This is a genomic window from Bifidobacterium bifidum ATCC 29521 = JCM 1255 = DSM 20456 (genome assembly GCF_001025135.1).
Lineage (GTDB): Bacteria > Actinomycetota > Actinomycetes > Actinomycetales > Bifidobacteriaceae > Bifidobacterium > Bifidobacterium bifidum.
On sequence record NZ_AP012323.1, the window covers coordinates 19,330 to 44,615 of the forward strand.

Here is a 25,286-nt window from a genome sequence, read left to right on the forward strand (position 1 = left end):
TATTGTAGGTGCGGTGTCAAGGGGCGACAAGAAATTGCTCAGGATGTGGCGCGGATGTGTGCGTCAGCTGAGCTGCAGCGTTTCGGCGACTTCGTCGACGATGCGGTGCATGGCCTGGCGCGCGTTGTCCGGACTGCTCTGCCAGATCGCTTGGGCGACGGCGTCGTGTGCGTCGAGGGCTTCCGGCTTGGGCTTTTGCGGGTACATGTGCAGTTCGACGCGTCCGGAGAGCACGGTGGCGATGATGGTGGATAGGGAAGCGAACATTTCGTTGCCGCTGTTGCGCAAGATCAGCGAGTGGAATTCGATGTCGAGCTTGTGGAATTCGTCGAGCCTGCCGTTCTCGCCGGTGTGCCGGAGCTCCGCTGCGAGCAGGGGGAGCCGCGATTTCACGTCGATCGGCGCGTATCGGGCGGCCGAGGTCGCTGCGGCCGGCTCGATGGCGAGGCGCAGTTCGGTGAGGGTGCGCAGCTGCTCCTCACGGTGTGTGGAGTGCAGCTTCCAATGGATGACCTGAGTGCTGAGCGCGTCCCACTCCTCGACCGGTTGGGAGACGAGCCCGATGCGTCGACGGACGGTGACGACTTTGGCTGTTTCGAGGCTTTTCGCGACTTCGCGTGCCACGGTTCGCGAGACGTCGAACCGGCGCTGGAACTCGGCGTCCCCACGACGGCCACCGCGGCGGCGCTTTACTCCCGGCAGGCTTCGCGCGGCGGCGCCGACGACATCCTGCGTGTGGTCTCCACGATGCGCGCCCAATTCGGCGGCCACGTGACCCGTGCCTGAAGCGGGGCGGCCGCGGAATGCCACGAGAATGATGCGATAGTCTGGGAGGTGACGATGCGCGGGTTGCAATCCGCGCATCCGGGCGCGGACACGAGCCTGCGCCTGCGAATCCTCTAACCATAGGAGGCGTCATGATTGATGGTTTCAAGAAGTTCATTTCCCGCGGCAATATGATTGACATGGCGGTCGGCGTCGTCATGGGCGGTGCGGTCACCGCCGTCGTCAATGCGATCGTCAACCATCTCATCAATCCGCTGATCGCCATGATCTTCGGCAAGCCGAACATGGACGGTCTGCTTGCGTTCACGTTCAACGGGGCGACCGTGTCGGTCGGTGCGATTCTGGGCGCATTGCTCAATTTCCTCATCATCGCCGTCGCCGTCTACTTCTTCATCCTGGTGCCGATCAACAAGTTCCGTGACATGTCCGATGCGCTGCTGGCGAAGGCGAAGCTCAAGGAAAGTGAGGCCGAGGACGCCGACGAAGGCAAGGAACCCGAGCCCACCGCCGAGCAGCAGACAATCGCGCTGCTCACCGAAATCCGCGACCAACTGGCCAAAGCCTAACCAGAACTCGCACCACCGCTGGCGGGGCTATCGGCGAGCCGACTGGGCGCCGGCAATCGCATGCTCCTATTCGGCGAACTCGCTGTTTTCCGGGGATAATGCGTCACGCTGCGCGGGTACCGTCACCGTGTGCGGGGGCGCACAGCGTGACGGCATTCCGGAACCATTGCAATCACTGGGTTCTTGAAGAATGCGTCACGCTGTGCGGGCGCGCACGGTGACGGTACCCGCACAGCGTGACGCTCTGATGTCGCGAATCGCACCTGATTCCGTTCTCATAGGCGGCGTGCACTTAGGGACGCAACAACGGGTTATGCGCCCCGCGGCCAGGGGTGGCCGACCATGCGACCTTCGACCGCGGGGCACGCGCTCCGTCAGCTCCGCTTACGACGGAATGTGGCGATGAGACCGCCTCCGATGGCGAGCATTGCGGTACAGGTCAGCGCGACCAGGACGCTGGCACCAGTATGCGACAACTTTGTTTTGCCGTTGTCTGCCTGTTGCCCATTTGTCTTGTCATCCGGCTTCTGGTGGGCTGCTTGATCCGTCTTCTCGTCTGGTGCCGGCTTGGGGGCAGGTTCCGGCGTGGGCTCGGGGCCCGGCGAGGGATCAGGCTCAGGCTCCGGAGTCTCCCCACCTTCCTTCGCCTGCACGACGACCGTAAAGGTCTTGGAGGTAGTGGCTCCCTGACTGTCGGTGATGGTGATAGTGACGTGATAGGTTCCCGGAGTATCGGGATCCACATCATCGGCGGTCACATTCGCCGCAGCGAGCGGCATGTCGCCATCCTCCGCGTCGTGCGCGGTCACGCCGTCAAGCGGATCAAAAGCGTCACCGACCGTAATGGTCCGGTCACTGGCGGTGATGACGGGTGCCGCGTTGATCGTTCCGGCAGCACGCGGCCGAATCTTCAGCGTCGTCAACGAATGCGGCGTGACGGTGACCGTCGGCGTCGCCGCATCGAACGTGACGCTGCTGTCAACGGGAGTCACATTATCTTGGTTTTCCAACGTGTTCTCTGCGTTGATTGCTGCGTCCATGGTCTGCACATCCGCGACTCGGCCAGACAGATCCTGCCCGAAATTCAACTTCAGCGTGCGGCCGAGCGCGCGATCCAGATTGACGATGATCACGCGCAGATTGCCATCATCATCCTTGGAAACCAAAGCAGACAGAGCCGTTGCGCCATTGCCCAACGTGGGCGTCGAGCCGAGCGTCGAAGTCAGCACGCTGTCGCCGATGCCGTTGCCGAGCATCTGCAGGGCATACGCGCTCGGCGTCAGGAAGAACCCAAACCGCCCCTCGCCTGTCACCGTGCTTGCGCCGTCTTCCGGCACGGCCTGAATAACCGCCTGCTGGGTCGGGCCGAGCGAGTCGGCGCCGCTGCTGTACCAGTCGATCAGGCAGTGCTTCTGAATATAGGGGCTGCCAAGCCGAACATATTCCAGCGCGACCTTGGCGATGTACAGCGCGTGCGATTGCGACCGGACCAGCGCGCTGGTATCGCGGAAAATGCCGTATTCGCTGATGACCGGCACCTTGCCTGCCGGCATGAGTCTCACATACTCCTTGACGCGGTTGACGCCCGCCGTCTCGGCCTTCTTCATCGCGTCGTCGTACCATGCGCCCGCGGTGGCTCCCGTGGGGGTGCCGGAATAAGGGTGGATGGTCATGCCGTCGTACCACTGGTTCGCGTTCAGGTTCGCCATGCGGGTGATGAACCCTGTGGACTCGTAGCTGGTGTACACGTTCGCCGTGTGCCGTGTGCCGTCCGTGCGCTGTTCGGCCGTGTTGATCTGGTCGGTGGTGTTCTTGATGGCCTTCGATATCTTGACGAACCCGTCGCGGTCAACGGTGTAGCTGACATAAACCTGCTGTCCTTTGGCCGGAATCGCACCATGCACGCCGTCTCCGAACCTCAGCGCGCCCGTGCTGTAATCGACCTGCACGACTTTGTCGCCGGCACCGGCGGTCTCCAAGTCGTCCACGATGCGCCACTGTTCGTTCGACTGGTCGTTGCCGACCCATACGCTGACGCTGCCCTTGTTGACGGCCACGAACGACGGGTCGTCGACGATCGCGCCATCGTCGCCGTTCATTTTCGGGTTGACGTTGGCGTAGCGCATGTAACGGGTCAGACCGGCCTTGCCGTCGCTGACCGACGCTGCCTTGTTCCAATCCTCCAGGCTCACGGCGTACTGCTTGGTGAAGCTCGCTGTGCCGCCCTCCGTGTACGCCTGCTCGCTGCCGCCGCTCACCGCGGTGGTCCAGTAGCCCTGCGAGGCGGTGCCGTCGGAGTTGGCCCATGCTTGGTTCATTTCGTTGCCGATTTCGAAATAGCGCACGTTGTACGGCTGCGGGTGTCCGTTGTCTGCGCGCACCTTCGCCCAGTCGATGCCGCCGTTGGGATTGGTGCCGACCTGCGCGTTCAGATATTCGATCAGATCCGCCGCGTCCTGTGCGTTGCCGCGGCCGAGGCTGTACACATAGACGATTTCTGAATCGACCTCGTCCGCGAACGTCGCGATTTCACCGATGCCGAAATTCGGTTCGATGCCGCCCTGACCGGGGTTGTTGTAGAAGCCGTGCACCTGCTTGAGCCGTTGGGCGCGCGGACCGATGGTGGTCTTCCAGTTGAACAGGTTGGAAATCGTGCCTCCGGGGTAGCGAATCGAGCCGAATCCGACCTGCTTGTACAGTGCGGTGAAGTCGTCTTTCACACGCATCGTATCGGGGTCGAAACTGCCGTACCCGTTGAAGGCGTACCGATGATTGACGCCGAAGATGGAAGCGCTGTCGACCGTGCGCTCCACGGTGCTGGGGTCGGCCGTGAGCGTGATCGGTACATGCGCCTGATACGCGGTGATGGCCGTCTGGAGCGCCGTGCCCGCGGCATTCATCGCCGTCATCCGCGCGGCGGCGCTGCCGGAGGTGTTGTCCATGGCGTTGACCGCGTTGCGTTTTGCCGTGGCGAGTGCTTGCGCCTGCGCCGACGCGGCGTCGACCTCTCCCGCGGCCAGCAGCGCGTCGGCCTGCGAGACCAGTGTGCCGAGTTGTTTTCTGGCAAGGGCCGTGCCCTGCTCGGCGTAAATCGCAGCTGCTTGGTCGTCGGTAAGCGTGGCATCATATACGCGGATGTCGTCCACGTCGCCCTTCATCGAATGCGGGTCCATGGTGCCGATGTTCTTGTGCGAGCCGACCAGCAGCGCGGTGACGGCGTTGACGGCCGAGGTTCCCATGTTCTTTTCGCTGTCGAGCGCGCCGTTGACATAGAACTTGACCTTGCGGCTCGTCTGGTCGAAGGAAACGGCGATATGCTGCCATCCGCCGCGTGCCACCGTATTGTTGCTGAGAACGTCGGTCGCGTTGACATACGTGTGGTACTGGTTGGACGGGCGCAGCGTAAGCAGGGAGCGGCCGGCGCCATCCTGCTGCAACAGCACCGCAGGCTTGTCGCCTGTCGGGTCGAGCGTCGTATCGTACCGGTACCACATCGCGAATGACGCGTTGCCGGCTCCGGTGTTGACGTACTGGTTGATTTTCATGTAGCTGGACGCGCCCGCGCCGAAGTGCAGTACGTTGCCGAATACGCCGGCGGGGTCGGCGATGATGGAGATGTCGTCGCCGATGAGTTGGGCCGTTGCGCTGCTGGAGCCGCCGTTGTTGGCCGCTTCGCGGTCGCCGGCCGCGGTGTTCTCGAAGTTCCATGCGCCTCGAAGGTTTGCGGACGCGGTGGTTGCTGGTGCGGTGGCGTCGGCGTCGGCCGCATAGGCTGCGGCTCCCGGCGACAGCGCCATCGCTGCTGTGGCGATGGCCGCCATGATTGAGCGCCAGGGCTTGCCGCTCCGACGGTGTGATGTGATATGCGTCATTACATGCTCTCTGCTTCTGTTTCGGGGATCACTGCCATGTGATCGTTGGGGTGAGCCTTGCCTCTGTGTGAAGGTCTGCTCAATTCTATCATGCGATTCCGTGATGCAAGTAACGGCGGGGCGCTGAACCGGTGAGAGCCGGCTCTGTGCCATCCGCGTGCCATTAGCCCTGACGATTTTGGCTGATTCGAGATGGAAACGAGCAGAAAATGCAAATAGAAAAACCCTCAGAATCAGCTTGATTCTAAGGGTTCTGAGAGTGGAGCTAGCCGGGTTCGAACCGGCGACCCTCTGCTTGCAAAGCAGATGCGCTACCAGCTGCGCTATAGCCCCGTGATTCCGCCGTTGCGGCGTTGTCAGTGAGAAAAAAAGAGCGGCTGAAGTAGCCGCTGCAATTTTCCTGTGGGCCCGGGAGGACTTGAACCTCCGACCTCATCCTTATCAGGGATGCGCTCTAACCACCTGAGCTACGGGCCCGATCCATACACTTCAAAAGCGCACGATGAACTAGAATACCAGAATTGCCGTATGTGTCAAATCCAGTCGGTTTTTTGTGGCTTTCGGCGTGTCGTTCTCGTCGTTGTGTGTCTTCACATGGCTTCCTGCGCCGACAATCGCGGGTGCGCCGATAAGGGACATGGGTTACTGTAGGTGATGGCTATGGTGATGTCTGGCGCATCGGCGGCCAGACCGACTTCCTGCGACGAAAGGGTGTACAGTGCAGTATCGATACTGTTGTGGCGATGAAGACATGTCATTCGATCTCATTCCGGAACCGCAATCCGTGACATTGAACGGGGAGGCTGCCGATTCGGATGATGCCGGAGCTCCGGTACCCGTCGCGTTGCCGCTCGTAGGCCGCATCTCGGAAGATCGCGACATCGATGACATCGCCGGCGTTTTCCCGACCCAGCTTGCCGATGATATCGAAGCGGCGACGGGCCTGCGCTGGGACATCGCCAGCGATGTCATGGTGGCCGGACTGCCCGCGCCAAATGCCGCGACTGCGCACCCGGTTCCGCCCCACGCTTCATGCTGGAAGTCGTTTATCACATTGAGACTCGACCCCTCATCCCTGGAGCCGCAGGAATACCGCCTGACCATCGCACGCTCCGGCATAGACGTCGTCGGCGGCGATACGGAAGGCGTGCGCAACGGCGTGCAGACCCTTCGCCAGATCATCCGTCAGTGCGCACCGGCGCTGCCTCGACTCGTCATCGCGGACAAACCGGCGTACAAGGTCCGCGGCTACTATCTCGACGCCACGCGCGGCCGCGTCCCCACGCTCGACTGGCTGAAAACATGGGCCGACCGGCTGTGCCTGTACAAGTACAACCAGCTTCAGCTATACATCGAGCACACGTTCATGTTCGACGATCTGAGCGAGACTTGGCGCGGCACCAGCCCGCTCAAGCCCGCCGACATCATCGCGTTCGACGAATACTGCGCGCGGCTCGGCATCGAGCTGGTGCCGTCGGTCTCGACTTTCGGACACCAGTACATGGCGATGCGCACGCGCGAGCTGCGCCATCTCGGCGAGTTTCCCGAGGACGCCGACCGTCAGTACGGTTTCGTGGAGCGGCAGCGTCACCACACGCTCAACATCACCGAACCGGAGTCCCTCGCGTTCTCGTTCAAGCTGATCGATGCTTACATGCAGCTGTTCCGCACACGCAAGTTCAACATCTGCGGCGATGAGACGTTCGATTTGGGTCGCGGCCGTTCCAAGCCCGAAGCCGAACGCCGCGGCGTGGCCGCGATGTACGCCGACTTCGTATCGCAGCTGTGCCGTCACTTGTCTGAGCGTGGCCGCGAGCCGATGTGCTGGGGTGACATCGCTGTGGAGATGCCGCAGATCCTCGGCCTGTTGCCGGATAACGTCACGCTGCTCAACTGGTTGTACGCGCCGGGCATCGGCGAAGACAAGGTACGCCTCGTCGCGCAGGCCGGGGCCCCGCAGTACGTGTGCTCGGCGGTATGGTGCTGGAATGCGCTGCTGCCGCGCCTCGACGACTCGTGGAACAACATCTCCCGACTCGCGCGCTACGGCGTGAAGTACGGTGCGGTCGGGTACCTGGTGACCGACTGGGGTGATTACGGGCATGTCAACGATCCGCGCATGGCGGTTTCCGGCATGATATTCGGCGCGCAGTGCGCGTGGAATCCGATGGCTCATATCCAGGGTGAGGCCGGGTGCGGCGACGGCGAAGAAGGCTCTGCTGCCGGTTATGCCGATGCCGCCGCCGATGCCGTCCGTGAGAACAAGGCCGCCGCGGACGGGGATTCCCCGGCACCGCTCCCGTCGAGCTCGGAAAGCGACGATTACACCGGTGGCGCGGCCGACGCGATTGCGGGCGCGCCGGCCGGCGGCGATGGGTCGTGTGCCGAGATGTGCCGTCGCGTGGCCGAGGTCGAATACGGCGACCGTTCGGGCGGCATAGTCGAGGCACTGCGAGATGCCGCCTGTCGTGTGGCGTTCAGCTGGGATGACATGGTCTGGTACTGCGAGCTGGATGAAGGCGACGGACGGATGAATCGCGATGCCGCATCGGCGATGCATCTCGGCGTGCATGGGTTCAGCGGGGAATACGGGCGGGAGTGGGAGGCCCGACTGCTGGGCAGTACCGATCTTGATGAGGCTCGGCGCACGATGCTGCAAGGGCTGTCGCCGCATATCGTCCGCGCGGCCGAGGCGAACGAGGCGCTGCTGTGCGACGCCATGCGACTCGGCGCCGCCGCCGGTCGCGCATCGCGTTTGGGTGCGGCTCGGCGTGATGTGCCGGCGATGCTGGCCGCCATCGAGGGGCAGCGCTGGTTCAACTTGGTCGGCTTGTGCCTTGCGCGGCGGCATGACGTCATCACGGTCGATGCCGGCGATATCGCCCGCGCGTCGGCCGGGTTGATCGAACCGGACGCAGGCTCTTCCGCAGGGCCGGAAGCCGTGCAGTATGTCTCGATTCGAGTGGCACGTGGTCTGGAGCGCTGGTTCGAGACCTACTGCGACTTGTGGCGTTCTGTCAGCGCGGAATCGGAATTGGCCCGCATCGCCTCCATCGTGTGGCGCTGTGCCGACGCCCTGCGTTCATAAGCTCAAGCGCACATCAGAGGCGGGGCGTCGCGCGGTAGCGGCATGAGCCGGTCGTTGTTGCCGTGCCGGCGCTCGCTGGCTGAGACGGCGCGAACATGCGATCCATGCCGGGTCTCATATGTGAGATCCGGCATTTCGTTGTGCCGCAAGGCGTCGCCGCCTCGTGCAGTGGCGTTTTTCAGGCTCTGACAGACGAGCTTGCCGGGTATTTGCGCTTCAAGGGGGTGATTTTCGGTCTCCGGAACATCTATCTGCATTCCAAGGGGTTGCGGCACAGAGGCATCCGAGGTATATGAGCCATTCACTTATTGGAATGACGCGGTTCTAGCAGTGTTCCTACTTGGTCACCAACCCCTTGAAACGTAGATAGATGTTCGGGAAGTCGAAATCACCCCCTCGAAATGCAGATAGCCGTGTAATCCACGCCTTTCGCGCAATATTCGTGCCGCTCAGGGCACCGACATCGAGTTTTCAGCTCTCGTCGTCGGGCAGCGCCATGTCGCTGGAGCCGAATCGCGGCCCGCTGGTCGATTCGCGCTGCACTAGCTGCGGCGGATACGCGGTGTGCGCCGGAAGCCAGTGTTTGCTGCTGGCACTGACGCTGATGAGTCGCAGCGCTTCATGGGCGATGAGCCGGCACGGCGGGAGAATCGACGAGAGCGGCGGGTCGGCGATGGCCGCCGCGGGGGAGTCGCCCGACCCAATGACCTTGACCTCGTCCGGCACACGGATTCCCAGTTGGTTCAGCGCCATCAGCGCTCCGATCGCCACATCGTCGGTGGCGCAGATGAGCGCGTTCGGGCGGTTGCCCTTGTCCCCGAACAGTCTCATAACGTCGTGATACCCGCGCTTCGCGGAATTGTCGCCGAACGTGGTCCAACCCGGTTCGGTCATCAGGTTCATGACCCTCGTTGACGTCTGCAACGTGGCGAACAGCTCGGCGGCGCTGGCGGAGTTGACGTTGCCGCTGAGGAATGCGATGGAGTCGGCGTTGTACTCGGCAAGGTGCGAAAGCATCAGCTTCATGGAGGCGCTTTCGTCGACGCCAACCCAGTTCACGTGGAAGGACGTGGAGTGGCCGAACGCCTGAACCAGCGAGGTCATGCCGACGTAGTCATCCAGGAACGCTGCGGTGTTGGCGTCTTGCGGCGGCATGACCACCAGCCCGTCGACCCGGCGGGCGAGCATGGCTTCGATGCGTTCCGCCTGGGTTCGCTGGTCGTCGCCGAGGCCCAGCAGCAGCTGGCGTCCCGAGCGGTTGACTTCGGGCTCCAACTCCGCGAGCAGTCGGGCTGCCAGAGGGTCGGTCGGGCCGGGCATGATGAGGCCGATGGTATTGGTCGTGTCGCTGCGCAGTGCGCTGGCGGCGGAGTTGGCCTGATAGTTGAGCTGTTCCGCCACGTCCCGCACGCGTTTCGCGATGTTGTCGTCTTTGGTGCGGCGCCCTGAAAGAACGCGGGAGACAGTGGCTTTGGATACGCGCGCCAATGCGGCGACGTCGGTGATGGAACTCGTTGAGCTCATCGTTCATCACCTCGGATTGTCTGCTTCGATTACTTCTGCCGGGCACCGCGTCGCTGCCCGTTGTATATAGGATACATGAACGCACATTGCGCTTATTGGTCGCCGCGATGCCGTATGGACGTGATTGTTGCCAATGTTTCCAGTGGACAGACGTAATGGTTTCTGTATAGATCATACCATTTCATTACAAAATTGAGAAATCGGTTTCCGGGTTTACCAAGCGGATTTTAGGGTGTATAGTGACGGATGAAAGAAACGATTTGCTCGCGATGGTGTCAGCAAATCACCAACCCATCCAGCGGTGGATGGCTCAGCACGGAGGAGATGCTATGGTCGCCGATATTGACGGGTTCCTGCCGGACAGCGCGTTTCTGCTCGACGTTCCCGCCACCGATTGGAAAGATGCCATCCGGCTTGCCGGCAAAGGACTGGTGGCGGCTGGTTTCACCACCGACGCGTATACGGATCAGATGATCGAGACGGTCGAGAAAATGGGCCCGTACATCGTCATCGCCCCGGGTCTCGCGCTCGCGCACTCCCGTCCGTCCGAGGCCGTGCTGAAGACCGGCTTGAGCTGGGTGCGCCTGTCCACGCCGGTGAAGTTCGGCAACAAGGCCAACGACCCGGTATCGCTGGTCATCGGTCTGGCCGGTCATGACGAGAACGAGCACATCACCGTGATGTCCGCCATCGCCTCGGCCCTGATCAATCCCAAGAAGACCGCGGCGCTCGCCGCGGCCCCCACGCCGGAAGCCATCCGCGACATCCTGCATCAATAGCAGGGCGGCGCAACCTGGGCCGGGCCGCCGGCGAGCGGCACACCCACACTTCCATGACTGAATCCAATAACTGAAACCCAATGGCTGCGCGGCAGTCATTCCAACGAAAGAAACGAGGGAATCATGAACATCCTCTGCGTATGCGGCAACGGCATCGGCACATCGGTGCTGTTGAAGGTCAATGTCGAATCGGTCGCGGCCGACCTTGGCGTCGATGTCAATGTCACCACCTCCGATGCGGGCAGCGCCAAGGGCATCGCCAACATGAACGATCTGGTGCTCACCTCCGCCGAGCTCGCGCCCGAGCTGGAAGGCACCACCACGCCCGTCGAAGTCATCACGAACTTCATGGACACCGACGAGATTAAGTCGGTGCTGGAGAAGTACGCCGACTGAGCCGCTCCCCGTTACGGCCTGCGTGAGATGCCGGCCAGAAACCATAACAAGAAAAGAAGGAATCCATGAACGTTGTCGTTCAAGTGCTGAATTTCATCAGCCAGGAAATACTGAATGTGCCGGCGTATCTGATTGGCATCATCGCGGCCATCGGTCTGATCGCACTGAAGCGCAGCGCCGGGCAGGTCGTGTCGGGCGCCCTGAAGGCGGCCATGGGCTACCTGATCTTGGGTGCCGGCGCTACCGTCGTCACCTCGGCTTTGGCCCCGTTCGGCGACCTGGTGCTCAAGTCCACCGGCGCGCACGGCGTCGTGCCCACCAATGAGGTCATCACCGCGCAGGCGTCCAGCCAGTACGGCGCCTCCTCGGCGTACATCATCGTGCTCAGCTTCATCGTGATGCTGCTGCTCGCGCGGTTCACCCCGCTGAAATACATCTTCCTGACCGGCCACCACATGGTGTTCATGTCCACCATGCTGGCCGTGGTGCTGTCCGTGGGATTCGGCACGGACCACCAGCTGCTCATCGTGATCATCGGCGCCATCCTCATGGGCGTGATCATGGTGGTCATGCCGGCGTTCGCGCAGCCGTTCATGAACAGGGTGACCGGTAGCGACAAGCTGTCGATCGGCCACTTCAACACCCTCGGCTACATTGTCTCCGGTGCTGTCGGCGCCGGCGTGGGCAAGAAGTCGAAGTCCACTGAAGACATCAACTTCCCGAAGGGCCTGAGCTTCCTGCGTGACTCCATGGTCTCCACCACGCTGCTCATGGTCGTGCTGTACCTGGTCTTCTCCGTGTGGGCCGCCATCGTGCTGCCGGCCAAGGAAGCGTTCAAGATCTTCTCCACCAACCCCGACAACTACGGTTCGTTCTTCATGGCCGCGTTCGCGCAGGCTCTGCAGTTCGGTATCGGCGTGAGCATCATCCTCTACGGTGTTCGTATCATCCTCGGTGAACTCGTCCCCGCCTTCCAGGGCATTGCGAACAAGGTCGTGCCCGGCGCCCGCCCGGCGCTGGACATCCCGATTGTGTTCCCGTACGGCGCCAATGCTTCGCTGATCGGCTTCCTCGGCTCCTTCGTCGGTGGCCTGGTGGCTCTGGCGATCATCGCCGTGTGGCTCGGCCCGGTCTGGGGCGTCGCGCTGATCCTGCCCGGCATGGTGCCTCACTTCTTCGATGGTGGTGGTGCTGGTGTGTTCGGCAACGCCACGGGTGGTCGTATCGGTGCCATTGTCGGCTCGTTCATCAACGGCCTGCTGATTACCTTCCTGCCGGCCGCGTTGATGACCGTGATGGGCAGCTTCGGTCTGGCCAACTCCACCTTCGGTGACGCCGACTTCTGCTGGTTCGGTACGATTACCGGCAACATGGCTCACCTCGGTCCTGTCGGTGGCGCCATCTGCCTGCTGATCTTTGCCGCGGTGCTCTTCGCCGCCGCGTGGATCTGGCAGGTCAAGGTCGTCAACACCGGCTGGACTCCGGGTGCCAAGCACGCCGAGTACATCGAGCAGGTGAAGGCCGAGGAGAAGGTCGCCAAGGCCGCTGCTCGCGCCGCCAAGAAGGCCGCTGCGGAAGCGTGATACTGTTCCGCCGCCGCTGAGCGATTATGCGGGAGCGTGAGGGTGCGAGTGCCCTCGCGCTCCCGTTTTTGTGTGTGGGAAGGCGTGAGATCGCGGGTGGTTTCGCGGAGTGCGCAGTGTTGTGCTCCCGCTAGCGGGAGCTGTTGAGCGCAGCGAGACTGAGGGTGGTTCTGTGCAGTGGCTGGTCAGACCACCCCCAGTCGCTGCGCGGCGGCCCCCGCCAGCGGGGGCGTTGTATTCCTTGCCTCATGCTGACTGGGGACAGCGTCTGCGACAATGGCTCGTATGCCATTGCCCAATCAGCGTCGTCATGCCCGAAAAGCACCCGCGTCCGCCTCAACCGCCGCCGCGTCGACCGTGCTTGAGGTGGACGGCCTGCAATTGCATGTGACGCGCAAGCGCATCAAGAACCTCTATCTGCGTATCAAGCCGCCTCTGGGAACCGTCGAGGTGTCGGCGCCGATGCGCATGAGCCAGCGTCAGATCATTGGTTTCGCTCATGAACGGCACTCGTGGATCGTGCAACAGCAGCGGCGTATGGCCGAGGCCCGACGGATGTCATTGCGGCAGGCCGAGACGTTGACGCCCCTCCCCAGCGCTCCCGCCGGTGATGGAGGGAATGCCGGTGTCGATGGCCGCCGGGGCGGCGATCAGCCGCAGCTCCCCATGTTCGACCGTTCGGCCATGTGGACCGATGAGCGCAAACATGCCGCCGCGGCTGCGATCGATGCCGCGCTTCCGGGGCTGTTGCGCAAGTGGGCGCCCATCGTCGGGCGTTCGCCGAGCCATGTCACCTTGCGGGTCATGACGTCGCGCTGGGGGTCATGCACGCCGAAAACCGGGCGTATCCGGCTGAATCTTCAGCTTGGTCTGATGGAGCCGCGATTTTTGGAGTACGTTCTCGTCCATGAAATGACCCATCTGTGGGCCAATGGTCACGGGGCTGATTTTCAGCGGCGGATGAGCGCTTATCTGCCGAGCTGGCGTGAGCTGCGCCGTGAACTCAACAAGCGCGTACTGCTGTGAAACATATCGTGAAACATGCTGGCCGACATGTCGCGGCAGCAAAACAAATGATGGCGGCAGCTCAACATTGCCACTGAACCGTCGCCATCATTGATGTGCATCTTTTGCGTCAGACCATGCCGGTGTGCATGGGAGCGGGCATTCCCCCGCCATGCACGCTGCCTGCTGTCTGCCGCGATCTATCGCGTCACGCCAGATGCGAACGCATGAACCACTGGAACTTCTCAAGCTCCTGCACGTGGTCCTGGATGATGTTGGAGCTGATCACGTCCAGCTCGTCCAGCTCGGCGATGGCCTTGCGGTCATCGGCGATGAACGCGTCGTAATACTCGATCAGGGCCTCAAGGTACTTCTCGGTGCCGGCGCGACCGTCGACGTCGAACGGCTTCCAGGTGCGGTTGCGGGTGATGGCATCGGCGCGGCCGTCAGGCGTGCCGCCCAGCGTGGCGATGCGTTCGGCGGTCTCATCGGCCTGCGCGAGCACTGCCTCGACCTCAGGGTCGAGCATCTCGTGCACGGCGATGAAGTTCGGCCCGGTCACGTTCCAGTGAGCGTGCTTCAGGACCAGCGCGGCCTCCTGCTCCTGGCTCAGTCGGTTCTGCAGAATGGCAATGGCCTTCTCGGAGGCGGCTTCGTCCAGTCCCGGCACAACGAATGCAAGTGTCATATTCGTTCCTTTCTTCTGGGATATCAGTCACCCTCCAGTTTATCGATGAAGCCTGCGCGATGTGTCAGCCGCCAGCATAGTTATCGCTCACAGTGAGCGACGTAACAGAAACGTAGGCTGATGTTCATCAGCGGTACAGGTCGGGTGGAATCAGTGTGCCACACCAGGCTGATTTCGGGCCGTTTTTACGCTGGTGTGGCACGGACTGGGCTGAGAGATGGGACATGTGGCGGTGCGACTGGGCAAGGCATGTGCAGCGGGGCAACACGAAACACGGCAGACGGCGTGACTGGACGTAGCTGCACATTCAGCAGGTACAATACGGCAGGTCAATTCGCGTCAGTCAACGCGGTCAGTCGCCACTCGCCGTCATCCGCGTCGGTGCCGGCGGACACACTGGAGTAAACAGCCGGACCCCGCGGCGAAAAGGAGCGTGCAGATATGGTCGATTCGCGTCGCGATGTGGCTGGCCAGGCCGGCCGGAGCCCCAGCCCATCCGTGCAGGCTACCATGATTGGTCTGATGGCGATTCTGCTGTGGAGTCTGATGACCGGGCTGGTTCGCGTGGTCGCCGATGCGTTCGGCGCGACGCTGGGATCGGCGTTGATATACACCTGTGGCGCGGTGCTGCTGCTGGTTTTTCGCCGGCCGGCACCGTTGCGCAAGTATCCGCGAACGTATCTGATCGTCGGCGGCCTGCTGTTCGTGTTCTATGAGTCGTCGATTTCCTTGTCGATCGGGCTGGCGTCTTCGGCGGCCTCGTCGGTGGAGGTCAGTCTGGTGAACTACCTGTGGCCTACAATGATGGTGTTGCTGGCGGCGGCATTCGTACCGAGCGGCGAGAAGCGTTCGGCGCGGAACGAGGGGATAGGACGGGAACCCGCAGCGCCCAGCGACGCGCAGGCTCAAGATGACTCGGTCCAGTGCGGCACAAACTGCAGCGCAGGCAAGCCGCCCCGCCATTCTCGTGGCCGCGCGGTGCTCCGCGTATTGCCTGGCGCTGTCGTCGCCACCGCCGGCGTGATACTGGCGGTCGGCGGCAACAGCGGCTTGGACTGGGCGCTCGCCGCAGGGCATGTCGCGGCGAATCCACTGCCGTATCTGCTGGCATTTGCGGGCGCGCTCGCATGGTCGGTGTATGCGGTGTTCACGCCCGCGCTGTCCAAGGGATTCGACGGTACGTCCGTATTCTTCCCCTTTGTGGCCGTGGCGCTGTGGATCATCCACTTCGCTTCCGGCCAAGGTTGGCCGTCTGCCGCGCCGTCGGTTTGGGGCTACTTGGCTGTAGTGGCGGCCGCGGCGGTCATCGCTGGCGGATACGCCTGCTGGGGCTATGGAATCTTGCACGGCAGCATGAGCACGCTTGCGATGGCCTCTTACGCCACGCCCGTGCTGTCCACGGCAGCCAGCGCGGTATTGCTGGGGTTGTCTTTGACGTTGCCGTTCTGGTGCGGCGCTCTGCTGGTCGCAGCCGGTTCGATCATCAACTGGTGGATTTCCTCGCAGCGCCGATGATCGGCAATGGCCGGCGACCTCCCGCCCGCGCCGCGCTATTCGGCGGAAACCGGCGCGTGGTCAGGGGCGCCGGCCTTGCGCACCTCGATGGTTTCGATACGGCGGCCGTCGACCTTGGTGACGGTCATGTCGTACCCGTCGTCGGAGTGCAGCACATCGCCCTCGGCACCCATCTTGCCGGTGTGTGCGAGGAAATAGCCGGCGACGGTCTCGTACGGGCCGTCCTCCAGTTCGATGCCGGTCAGATCGGCGAAGTCCTCGATGGTCATGCTCGCGTCGATGGTGGCGACGCCGCTCACGAATGCGGGCTGCTCCTTGCGCTCGCCGCCCGGTTCGCTGGGCAGGTCGTATTCGTCGCGGATGTCGCCGACGAGCTCTTCGGTCATGTCCTCCAGCGTCACGATGCCGTCGGTGCCGCCGTACTCGTCGATGACCACGGCCAAGTGGATGCCGCGCTTGCGCAGCAGTTCGAGGCTCGGCAGCAGCTTGGACGTGCCGGGCAGCGAAATGCCTTCTCGCGTCACGTCGGCCACGGTCGTTGCGTTGGGGTCGCGCACGTCCAGCAGGTCGCGCACATGCACGAAGCCGATCACGTCATCGAAATCCCTGCCGGTCACCGGATAGCGGGAGTACGGCATCTCGCGCACGTACGCCGCCGCGTCCTTGATGCTCTGCGAACCGTCGAGGAACACGACATCGGTGCGCGGACGCATGACCTCAGCGACGATGGTCTCGGACGCGTCGAACACGTCGTCGAGGATCGTGCGCTCGTCTTTGCTCAGCGACGTGTTCGTGTTGACGAGCACGCGCAGCTCCTCGTCGGAGACCTCGCTTTCGGTCTCGTTCGGGTCGAAGCCGAGCAGACGCACGATACCGTTCGTGTTCTTGCCGATGAGCCAGATGATCGGCTTGCAGACCTTGGCGAACACGTCTATCGCGGGCACTACGGCGCGGGCGATCTGTTCGGTGCGCTGCATGGCGATGCGCTTCGGCACCATTTCGGAGATGACTATCGAGCAGTACGAGATGATCAGCGTCAGCACGATGGTGGTCAGCGGTGCGGCGATGTTCGCCGGCACGCCCCAGCTTTTCACGACGGGCACGATGAACGGCGAAATCGACGATTCGCCGAACGATGCGGACAGGAAGCCGGAGAGCGTCACGCCGATCTGCACGGTGGACAGGAACTTGTTGGGGTCGCGTGCGATTGCCGCCACACGTGCGCCACGGGCGTCCTCCTGTTCCATTTGATCGATCTGGGATCCGCGCAGGGAGACCAAGGCCAATTCGGTGCCGGAGAAGATGGATCCGAGCACTAGGAATATGAAGATCAGAAGGATGTTTAAACCAAGTGACATGGACTCTACTGTAGGGGGGTGGCACGTCAATTGTCGCAGCGAATCATTCTCAGTAAGAAAGGTGCGAGCCTGCCAACGCCCGAAACGAACATCAAAATCGACAAAGTCCCGAGATGCCGCCCTTTATGGTTTTGTGCGCTTGTGCGCAAATGTGAGAAATCCTCGCACCTTTCTTATTGAGAACCGTTCGCTGCGACTTGCCGGCCGGTCACTTGCATCCGCAGGACTGCCTGGTGACGAGTTCGGCGGCGATGAGCTGCACGTCGGGCGTGTGCGCGGGGTCGAGCGCCGCGTTGACCGCGCAGCGGGCGAGCTCGGCATCGGTCTGCGCGGAGGAGACGAACATCGCGTCGACGTTGCGCTCGACGAGTTCGTTGATGCGGCGGCGCTCGCCTTGCGGGTCGCCTCGCGACAGGTTGATGATCAGCGCCCGTTCGCGTTTGGATGCAGCGGCTTCGAGCTGGTCGGTGAATTCGGCGAAGTATGGGTTCGAGAAGTCGGGCACGATGATGCCGAGCGTGTGCGTGGTGCCGGTCTTGAGGGCTCGGGCGACGGAGTTGGGGTGGTAGTCGAGCCACTGCGCCGCGTCGAACACCCGCTGCGCGGTGTCCGGTGAGATTTTCTTGGGACTGCCGTTGAGCACGTAGCTGACGACGGCGGTGGAGACGCCTGCGGGACGCGCCACGTCGAAACGGGCGGCGCGTTGCCGTTGCGGATGCGGCGTCTCGAATGCGTCACGCTGTGCGGGGTGCGTCACTGTGTGCGCCCTTGCAGCGTGACGCATATTGTATAACCATTGGAAAATAAGGGTTTTACTGATGCGTCACTGTGTGCGGGGCCGCACAGCGTGACGCTACCCGCACACAGTGACGCGAAATGCGGCGATAAGTCACGCTCCCATCAGAAGCTCAGTACCTCGACCTTGCCGGTGGACAGCTGGTAGCGGGCGCCTACGATCATCAGTCGATCATGCGCCAGCGCGTCCTGAATGATTTCGCTGCGCGTGACCAGCTCTTCGATGGTACGCGCCACATGTACGCGTTCGAAGTCCTCGCTCGTATCCAACTCGGCCTCCCGCGCCTGCCATACCGACATGCCGACCGAGCGCAGCACAATCGAATCCGAGCTGGCGATGCGCTCATCCAATTCGGCCATCGCATCAGCGGACTCCAACGAGCTCTCCGGGTCGCTCGTGCTGTCGGCGATCAGCGCGTCAAGTTGTTCGGCGCCCAGCGCCACCGCCCCGCAGCCTTCATGACCCATGACCATGAGCAGGCTGACGTGCAGATGATCCACGGCATATTCCAGCGATGCCAATACCGCGTCGTCGATGATCTGCCCGGCCGTGCGGATCGTGAACAGGTCACCGAGCCCCGCGTCGAAGATGATTTCCGGCGGAACGCGCGAATCGGAGCATGACAATACCGCCGCGTCGGGGTTCTGCCGGTCGATCAGTGATTCGCGGGTCTGCATGTCCTGCCACGGGTGCTCGCTGTGCCCTTCGGCGAACCGCCGGTTTCCCGCCAGCATGCGGCTAAGCGTCGAGTTCGCGGTGGATTCCTGATCCGGGTCTTCCTCTGCCATGACATCTCCGTTCCGAGTCTCAGGTTCGCGTCGGGTCGGCGTGTATGTGCCTGTATGTGCGAGCATAGCGGAAACCTGTTTGATAAGTATGAAATATCCAAGGAACGTTCATCACCTCTGCTCATAGCGAAACCACGGATCGGGCGCGGCTGTTTTTACCGGTTTGTGAGCGCAAACTGTGATGATTGTCATGAAGAAACCCTCGTGCGTCCGTATCGGCGAAAGCCGCTTGACGTTACGATGGGGAGACGCAATGACCGGATTGCGTGGAAAGGAACGATGATGACACTGCTTCAGCATGAACTCACTGATTTTACGGTGCAGGCTTTTCAGAACAACGAATTCCATGAGGTGACCAAGGCGGACGTGCTCGGTCACTGGTCGGTGTTCTTCTTCTACCCGGCGGACTTCACGTTCGTGTGCCCGACCGAGCTGGAGGATCTCGCTGCCAAGTACGAGGACTTCAAGAAGATCGGCTGCGAGATCTACTCGGTCTCCTGCGACACCCACTTCGTGCACAAGGCTTGGCACGACGCCAACGAAAAGATCGCGAAGATCCAGTACCCGATGCTTGCCGACCCCACCGCACTGCTCGCGAAGGACCTCGACACCTACAACGAGGCCGACGGCGTGGCCGAGCGCGGTGACTTCATCGTGAACCCGGAGGGCAAGGTCGTGGCCTACGAGGTCATCTCCTCCAACGTCGGCCGTAACGCCGACGAGCTGCTGCGCCGCGTGCAGGCCTCGCAGTTCGTCTACGAGCACGGCGACCAGGTGTGCCCAGCCAAGTGGACCCCCGGCGAGGAGACCATCGAGCCGAGCCTCGACCTCGTCGGTCTCCTCTGATTTCCCGCCTCACTGACGGGCTGAGTTGTCAAGCAAACAGCAGAGCTGTTTGTAGGCGAAGGCGAGCCGACAGGCAAGCACAACAGGCTGCGGCTGGAGGCCGTCCCTGATTGCAGGGGCTGGAGGGCTGTCGGTAGCGGTCAGAGTTGGCTGGGGATCGCCAACTCTCTCGCCCCCGCTGGCGGGTAGCGATGTAAGGCGAGTGGCCTCTCCGCCCCCGCTGGCGGGGGGGCTGGCGGCGACAGCCGACTGGGGGTGGTCGCGGTGATAGGCGAACTACCCCACCCGCTTCGCGGGAGCCCCGCCGGCAGGGGCATATGCATATGTAAGGAGTTCCATATCATGACCCAGATCAACCGAAGCGATCTGTATGACGTTGTTGTCATCGGTGGCGGCCCTGCGGGACTCACCGCCGGCCTGTATCTCGCTCGCGCCCGCTATCGCGTGCTGATTCTCGAAAAGGATGATTTCGGCGGGCAGATCACCATCACCGACGAAGTCGTCAACTACCCGGGCGTCGGCCATACGTCCGGTCGTGCGCTCACGCAGACCATGCGCAACCAGGCCAAGGATTTCGGCGCGGAATTCCTCTCAGCCGAGGCTACCGGCCTTGACGTGAACGGTGACATCAAGACCGTGCACACGTCGCGCGGTGACCTGAAAACGTTCGGCATCCTGATTGCCACCGGAGCCAGCCCACGCAAGCTTGGTTTCGCCGGCGAGGGCGAGTACGCTGGCCGCGGCGTGGCCTACTGCGCCACATGCGACGGCGAATTCTTCACCGGCAGGGAGGTGCTGGTCGTCGGCGGCGGTTTCGCCGCGGCAGAGGAATCCGTGTTCCTGACCAAATACGCCTCCAAAGTCACGGTGCTCGTCCGCGAACCGGACTTCACCTGCGACGCGGCGGTGGCTGCCGAAGCCAAGAACAACCCGAAAATCGACGTGCGCTACAACGTCGAGCTCAAAGGCGTCACCGCCGGCCAGGGCGGGCTGCGCGAGGCGACGATCCTCGACCGCCGAACTGGTGAGACGGAATCGTGGAAGCCATCCGACGACGGCACGTTTGGTGTCTTCGTGTTCGCCGGATACGTGCCGGCCACCGAGCTCGTGCGCGGTGTCGTCGAACTGGACGACCACGGCTACGTGGTCACGCGCGGATACCTCGAGACCTCGGTGCCGGGCGTGTACGCGGCCGGTGACCTGCGCGTCAAGAACCTGCGTCAGGTCGTCACCGCCACCGCCGACGGTGCCATCGCCGCAGTGGAACTGGAGCGGTACGCCAAGCAGATGAGCGAGAAAACCGGTCTTGTGCCGCCTCGCCCGACCGCATCCGCATATGAGCAGGCCGAAGCGCAGACCGCGGCTGCCGCCAACAGTGCTGCCGCTGCCGGCACCACGCCCGCCCCGGCTCCTGCCAAGCGCAGCGCCGATACCGCCGCCGCGTCGGCCGCCGCCAAAAAGCCCGGCGAGCTCTTCTCCGCCGCCATCAAGCAGCAGCTCGGCGTGGTCTTTGGCCGTATGACCCGCCCGGTCACGCTCGTCCTCGAACTGGACGATACGCCATTGTCGACGGAGTTGCAGGGATTCATCGGCGAGATGGTGGCGCTGTCGAACGGCAAACTGAATTCGGTCGCGGTCGATGCGGCGGGCGTGATCACCGCTGAGGACGGTTCCAGCGCGCCAACGTCGTTGACGGTCGGCGAGCCGTTGGCCGTCACCTTGCCGGATGGCGCCGAACTGCCGGTATATGGTTCGCTGGATGATTCCGGTCGCGCGCAGTTCGACGTATCAGGGGTACTGCCGTCTGCGCGGCCGGTCGTGCGCATGTGCGTGCCGGCCGAGAATTCCGACGCCGGTACGTTGCTGTTCACCGGCTTGGCCTTCCACGGTGTACCGTCCGGTCACGAGTTCAATTCGTTCGTGCTCGGCCTGTACAACGCCGCGGGTCCGGGCCAGCCTCTGGACGATGACCTCAAGGCTCGCGCCGAGGCCATTGACACGCCGATCGACGTGATGATCCTCGTCTCGCTCACCTGCACGATGTGTCCGGAAACCGTACTGGCCGCGCAGCGCATCGCGTCGCTGAACCCGAACGTGCGTGCCGAAGCCTACGACGTCGCGCACTTCCCCGAGCTCAAGGACCAGTATGGCGCGATGAGCGTTCCCTGCATCGTCATCAACCATCCCGGCGGCGAGCAGAAGGTCGAATTCGGCAAGAAGAGTGTCCCGCAGATGTTGACATTGCTCGGCGCATAGTGGGCGCTGTGCCCGGCGCTGTCCTTTCATCCCCTTTCAATAATTCTTACATGTTAGAATTCTCCGTTAACATGTTAGAATTCTCCGTTAACATGTTAGAATTATTGAAAGCCGTGAAAGGAAGAGCCGATGCTGCCGACCAAGGAAAGCCTGACGGTGGAGTTCAAAAGCGAACGCCAACGCCCGCAAACCGATGACGAAATCGTCGACAATGTGGTGGCGATGGCCAATACCGAAGGCGGTACGCTGTACCTTGGTGTCGAAGACGATGGCATGGTGACTGGGGTCTGTGACCGGCATCGCAATGTCAATGGTCTGGCGGCATTCATTTTCAACAAAACGGTTCCTCAGCTTTCCGTGCGGGTGACGTTGCTGAGCGAGAGCGGCAAACCGGTCGTCGGCATTGAGGTTGACAGCAGTCAGCAGATCGTGTCCACCAGTCAGGGGAAGACGCTGCAGCGCCGGCTGAAAGCCGATGGCGCGCCAGAAGTCGTTCCGATGTTCCCTGCGCAATTCATCAGTCGTTTGTCGCAGCAGCGTAGTTACGACTACAGCGCGCAGCCTGCTCCGGGGTCGACGCTGTCCGATCTTGATCCGTCTGCGCGCGACCGTCTCAGGGAGAGCATACGCACGGCCAATGCCGGCAGCTCATTGTTGGCGTTTGATGATGAGGACTTCGATCGGGCCCTAGAACTGGTAGTCGACGGCCCTGGCGGCCCGCAGCCTTCCGTGGCCGGTCTGCTGGTCATCGGTACGGAGCGGGCACTGAAGCGTTCCGTACCGTCGGCCTCCGCCGTATTCCAGGTCATGAAAGGCACGTCTCCCAAGGTAAACACAGATCCGTTCTTCCTGCCGCTGATCGATATGCTCCCTCGTATCGGCGCACTGATGGAACCATGGAATCCAGATCATGAGGTCATGAGCGGTCTGGTCCATGTCAATCTGCCGGACTTCGATCATCAGGCGTTCCGCGAGGCGGCAGTCAACGCGTTCTGCCACAGGGATTATGCGAGGATGGGATCGGTGCGGTTCCTCGTGGACGACGATGGCCTGACCATATCCAACCCGGGAGGTTTCATCGAGGGATTGAGCGAAAACAACCTGTTGACCGCGCAGCCGCGTTCCCGCAACCCTCAGCTCGCCTCCATCCTCAAGACGGCGGGATATGCGGAACGCACCGGTCGTGGTGTCGATAAGATATATGCCGGCTCCTTGGCTTCCGGCGGGGCATTTCCCGATTATTCGCAGTCCACGGCGTCGGAGGTGGTGCTGTTCCTGCGTCGCGTGGTGCCGGATGAGGCATTCGTTGTGATGATTGCCAATGAAGAGGCTCGCCGTGGCGCTCCGTTGTCGGTGTGGTCTCTAATCGTGCTGTCGTTGCTGCGGGAGCATCGCAGACTCAGCGTGGCGCAAATGCGCGAATTCTCGCGAGTGGAGTCTCGGCGATTGGTCGGCGCGGTCGAAAGCCTAGTGGAGAGCGGGCTGGTGGAAGCCTGCGGCAGCGGTGTCGCACGAGATTATATGCTGAGCGCGCGTGTATATAAGAGGGATGATAAGTTGCCGGCTTATGCGAGGCAAAAGGGCCTCGACGGTCGGCGGGAGAACCTGGTGACGGAATTCGCGCTGAACAATGGGGGCGCGGCGACCACGTCTGACGTGATGAAGCTGCTGGATTTGTCTTATATCAGCGCGTACAGGCTCATGAAGAGACTTGAGGGGGAGGGCGTATTCCGGCATGAGGGGAGTGGTCCCTCATCCCGCTACGCGTTGGTGTAAGGTGACTGGCGCTGTCCTTTCATCCCCTTTCAATAATTCTTACATGTTAGAATACCCCGTTGACATGTTAGAACTTCGTTGACCGTGGCCGGCGGACATGGTGCTTTCGACGCGCCACACGGCATCAATAAGGGGGCCCGCTAGGCGCAGGCCCCCGAATCAGTCAACTATGAGAGTCTATTGTCGCGGATGTGGGCAGTTACCTCGTTCTTGGACGAATACTGTCCGGGGCGATTCAGGAAGTGATTTACTTTCAGTATCTGAAGCCCTCCGCCTTGCGTTACGGTTCAGGCCCCGATGGATCTCTTGCCCTCGCCGTTCCTGCCACCGAGATACTTGACCAGGCTGATGCTGATCAGAGCCAGGGCGAACAGGCCGGTGAGCACCGGAATCAGCGCGGCGTAGCGATGGGCCTGATCGGGCGTGTGCGTGACCACGAACGAGGCCAGCTGGTTGCCGGACAGGCCGGCGAACGCCCAGGCGCTCAGCGCGAGACCGTGCGTGGTGGAGACGGTCTTGGTGCCGAAGTGCTGGTCGAGCAGCACCGGCAGCGTCGAGAAACCGCCGCCGTAGCCAGCGTTGATGAGGAACAGCATGGCCAGCACGGCCCACAACAGCGCATTGTTGATGCTGTTGGTGAAGATCTGCAGCAGGCATACCGCGATCGACATGATGAAGATCACCTGATAAACGGTCTCGCGGCGCTTCAGGTGGTCGGAGAGCGTGGAGAAGCCCACGCGGCCGGCCGTGTTGAACACGGAGTCCACGGCGAGCACCAGGCCGATGATGCCGGCGATGGCGGCGGCGAACTTGGCGGGGCTCAGGCCGGCATACTGCGGGAAGGCCTTGAGCACATCGTGCAGGATGTCCTTCTCCTGGCTGATAAGCGCCAGGCCGCAGGTGATATTGATGTAGAAGGCGATCCAGATGCCCCAAAACACGGGCTTCCTGAGAATCTCCGCGCGGCTTACATGCGAGGTCACGGGATCGTAGACCCAGTCGGCCGGACGCTTGATGAGCAGGAAACCGAAGAACATCATCACCGCATAAATCACGGCGAGGATGAAGAACATGTTGACCAGCCCCACCGTGCCGATCAGGTACTCCATCAACGGGCTGGCGATGGCCTTGGCCAGGCCGAAGCCGGCGACGGCGATGCCGGTGGCGAGGCCCTTGTTATCGGAGAACCAGAGCATCAGGTTCTTGACCGGGGTCAGGTAGCCGACGCCCAGGCCGATGCCCATGATCGCGCCGTAGCAGATGAACACACCCGGCAGGAAGTTCAGAGCGATGCTCACGCCCGTGCCGGCGAAGCCGACCACGAAGCAGACCATGGAGACGAGTGCGGATTTCTTGATGTTCTTCTCCACCATGGGGCCGGCGAATGCGGCTGACATGCCGAGGAAGAAGATGGCGAGCGAGAAGCCCCATTCCACGGAGGCCGGGCTGGCGTTGAGCCTGTCGGCGATGAGCTGCTTGAACACGCTCCAGCAGTAGACGGTACCGATTGGGATATGAATCAGCAATGCGGGGATGATTGCGCTGGTCCAACGATTCTCGGTAAACCTTGCCATTCGGTAGGATCCTTTCGTAACTGGCTGTACGATGACCTGCCGGCCTGAACAAGAACCGCATCGCTCACTCAAGGCACATCATGCAGGACT

At 62.3% G+C, this 25,286-nt stretch carries 18 protein-coding genes and 2 tRNA genes; 10 read left to right on the top strand and 10 right to left on the bottom strand.

Translation table 11 applies throughout. The annotated features are described in order from the left end of the window. Positions 1-63: 63 nt before the first annotated feature. Positions 64-771: a FadR/GntR family transcriptional regulator gene (locus BBBF_RS00080; RefSeq protein WP_003815056.1), complete on the bottom strand. Its 708-nt coding sequence runs from the start codon at positions 769-771 to the stop codon at positions 64-66. 146 nt (positions 772-917) lie between these two features. Here BBBF_RS00080 and mscL point away from each other — a divergent pair, with 146 nt between their 5' ends. Next, entirely contained in the window at positions 918-1,352 is a 435-nt protein-coding gene (mscL, locus tag BBBF_RS00085) for a large conductance mechanosensitive channel protein MscL (RefSeq protein WP_003815058.1), read from the top strand. Positions 1,353-1,726: 374 nt separating this feature from the next. Here the strand turns inward: mscL and BBBF_RS00090 are convergent, their stop codons facing one another. From BBBF_RS00090 to BBBF_RS00100, 3 genes are all read right to left on the bottom strand, one after another. Further along, positions 1,727-5,224 (bottom strand): LamG-like jellyroll fold domain-containing protein, encoded by a 3,498-nt coding sequence (locus tag BBBF_RS00090; RefSeq protein ID WP_033509580.1) that lies wholly within the window; start codon positions 5,222-5,224, stop codon positions 1,727-1,729. Between the two features lie 260 nt (positions 5,225-5,484). Continuing rightward, positions 5,485-5,557 (bottom strand) — tRNA-Ala (locus tag BBBF_RS00095). Between the two features lie 70 nt (positions 5,558-5,627). Beyond that, a tRNA-Ile gene (locus BBBF_RS00100) sits at positions 5,628-5,701 on the bottom strand. A gap of 274 nt (positions 5,702-5,975) precedes the next feature. On the opposite strand from BBBF_RS00100, the gene BBBF_RS00105 reads away from it, so the two are divergent. Further along, the gene (locus tag BBBF_RS00105; protein WP_021647527.1) at positions 5,976-8,312 is read left to right on the top strand and encodes a beta-N-acetylhexosaminidase; all 2,337 of its coding nucleotides are present in this window, start codon (positions 5,976-5,978) and stop codon (positions 8,310-8,312) included. A 471-nt stretch (positions 8,313-8,783) separates the two neighbouring features. On the opposite strand, the gene BBBF_RS00115 is transcribed toward BBBF_RS00105, so the two are convergent. Further along, a complete protein-coding gene (locus BBBF_RS00115) occupies positions 8,784-9,836 on the bottom strand; it encodes a LacI family DNA-binding transcriptional regulator (RefSeq protein ID WP_021647525.1) in 1,053 nt (350 codons plus the stop codon). A gap of 329 nt (positions 9,837-10,165) precedes the next feature. Between BBBF_RS00115 and BBBF_RS00120 the strand changes: the two genes are divergently transcribed. The 4 genes from BBBF_RS00120 (at position 10,166) to BBBF_RS00135 (ending at position 13,620) form a co-directional block, all read left to right on the top strand. Further along, positions 10,166-10,615: a PTS sugar transporter subunit IIA gene (locus tag BBBF_RS00120; RefSeq protein WP_033509582.1), complete on the top strand. Its 450-nt coding sequence runs from the start codon at positions 10,166-10,168 to the stop codon at positions 10,613-10,615. 123 nt (positions 10,616-10,738) lie between these two features. Next, positions 10,739-11,011 carry a PTS sugar transporter subunit IIB gene (locus BBBF_RS00125; RefSeq protein WP_021647523.1) on the top strand — a complete coding sequence of 91 codons (273 nt, stop codon included), beginning with the start codon at positions 10,739-10,741 and terminating at the stop codon, positions 11,009-11,011. A gap of 65 nt (positions 11,012-11,076) precedes the next feature. Beyond that, entirely contained in the window at positions 11,077-12,594 is a 1,518-nt protein-coding gene (locus BBBF_RS00130) for a PTS ascorbate transporter subunit IIC (RefSeq protein WP_021647522.1), read from the top strand. 285 nt (positions 12,595-12,879) lie between these two features. Beyond that, a complete protein-coding gene (locus tag BBBF_RS00135) occupies positions 12,880-13,620 on the top strand; it encodes a YgjP family zinc-dependent metalloprotease (protein ID WP_033509584.1) in 741 nt (246 codons plus the stop codon). A gap of 187 nt (positions 13,621-13,807) precedes the next feature. Here the strand turns inward: BBBF_RS00135 and BBBF_RS00140 are convergent, their stop codons facing one another. After that, positions 13,808-14,287, bottom strand: a complete 480-nt coding sequence (locus BBBF_RS00140; RefSeq protein WP_003815072.1) for a Dps family protein — start codon at positions 14,285-14,287, stop codon at positions 13,808-13,810. Between the two features lie 441 nt (positions 14,288-14,728). On the opposite strand from BBBF_RS00140, the gene BBBF_RS00145 reads away from it, so the two are divergent. Continuing rightward, the gene (locus tag BBBF_RS00145) at positions 14,729-15,802 is read left to right on the top strand and encodes a drug/metabolite transporter permease (protein WP_013362852.1); all 1,074 of its coding nucleotides are present in this window, start codon (positions 14,729-14,731) and stop codon (positions 15,800-15,802) included. A gap of 35 nt (positions 15,803-15,837) precedes the next feature. Here BBBF_RS00145 and BBBF_RS00150 read toward each other — a convergent pair whose 3' ends face one another. From BBBF_RS00150 to BBBF_RS00160, 3 genes are all read right to left on the bottom strand, one after another. Further along, positions 15,838-17,160, bottom strand: a complete 1,323-nt coding sequence (locus BBBF_RS00150) for a hemolysin family protein (RefSeq protein WP_003819363.1) — start codon at positions 17,158-17,160, stop codon at positions 15,838-15,840. A gap of 208 nt (positions 17,161-17,368) precedes the next feature. After that, positions 17,369-17,917: a LacI family DNA-binding transcriptional regulator gene (locus BBBF_RS00155; protein WP_003819365.1), complete on the bottom strand. Its 549-nt coding sequence runs from the start codon at positions 17,915-17,917 to the stop codon at positions 17,369-17,371. 143 nt (positions 17,918-18,060) lie between these two features. Next, entirely contained in the window at positions 18,061-18,744 is a 684-nt protein-coding gene (locus BBBF_RS00160; protein ID WP_003815080.1) for a carbonic anhydrase, read from the bottom strand. A gap of 282 nt (positions 18,745-19,026) precedes the next feature. Between BBBF_RS00160 and ahpC the strand changes: the two genes are divergently transcribed. From ahpC to BBBF_RS00175, 3 genes are all read left to right on the top strand, one after another. Then, the gene (ahpC, locus tag BBBF_RS00165) at positions 19,027-19,590 is read left to right on the top strand and encodes an alkyl hydroperoxide reductase subunit C (protein ID WP_003817384.1); all 564 of its coding nucleotides are present in this window, start codon (positions 19,027-19,029) and stop codon (positions 19,588-19,590) included. Between the two features lie 342 nt (positions 19,591-19,932). Beyond that, a complete protein-coding gene (locus BBBF_RS00170; RefSeq protein ID WP_021647519.1) occupies positions 19,933-21,846 on the top strand; it encodes an FAD-dependent oxidoreductase in 1,914 nt (637 codons plus the stop codon). A gap of 129 nt (positions 21,847-21,975) precedes the next feature. Then, on the top strand, positions 21,976-23,622 hold the full coding sequence (locus tag BBBF_RS00175) for an RNA-binding domain-containing protein (RefSeq protein WP_021647518.1): 1,647 nt from the start codon (positions 21,976-21,978) through the stop codon (positions 23,620-23,622). 287 nt (positions 23,623-23,909) lie between these two features. Here BBBF_RS00175 and BBBF_RS00180 read toward each other — a convergent pair whose 3' ends face one another. Next, positions 23,910-25,196 carry an OFA family MFS transporter gene (locus BBBF_RS00180; RefSeq protein WP_003815087.1) on the bottom strand — a complete coding sequence of 429 codons (1,287 nt, stop codon included), beginning with the start codon at positions 25,194-25,196 and terminating at the stop codon, positions 23,910-23,912. Between the last annotated feature and the right edge of the window lie 90 nt (positions 25,197-25,286).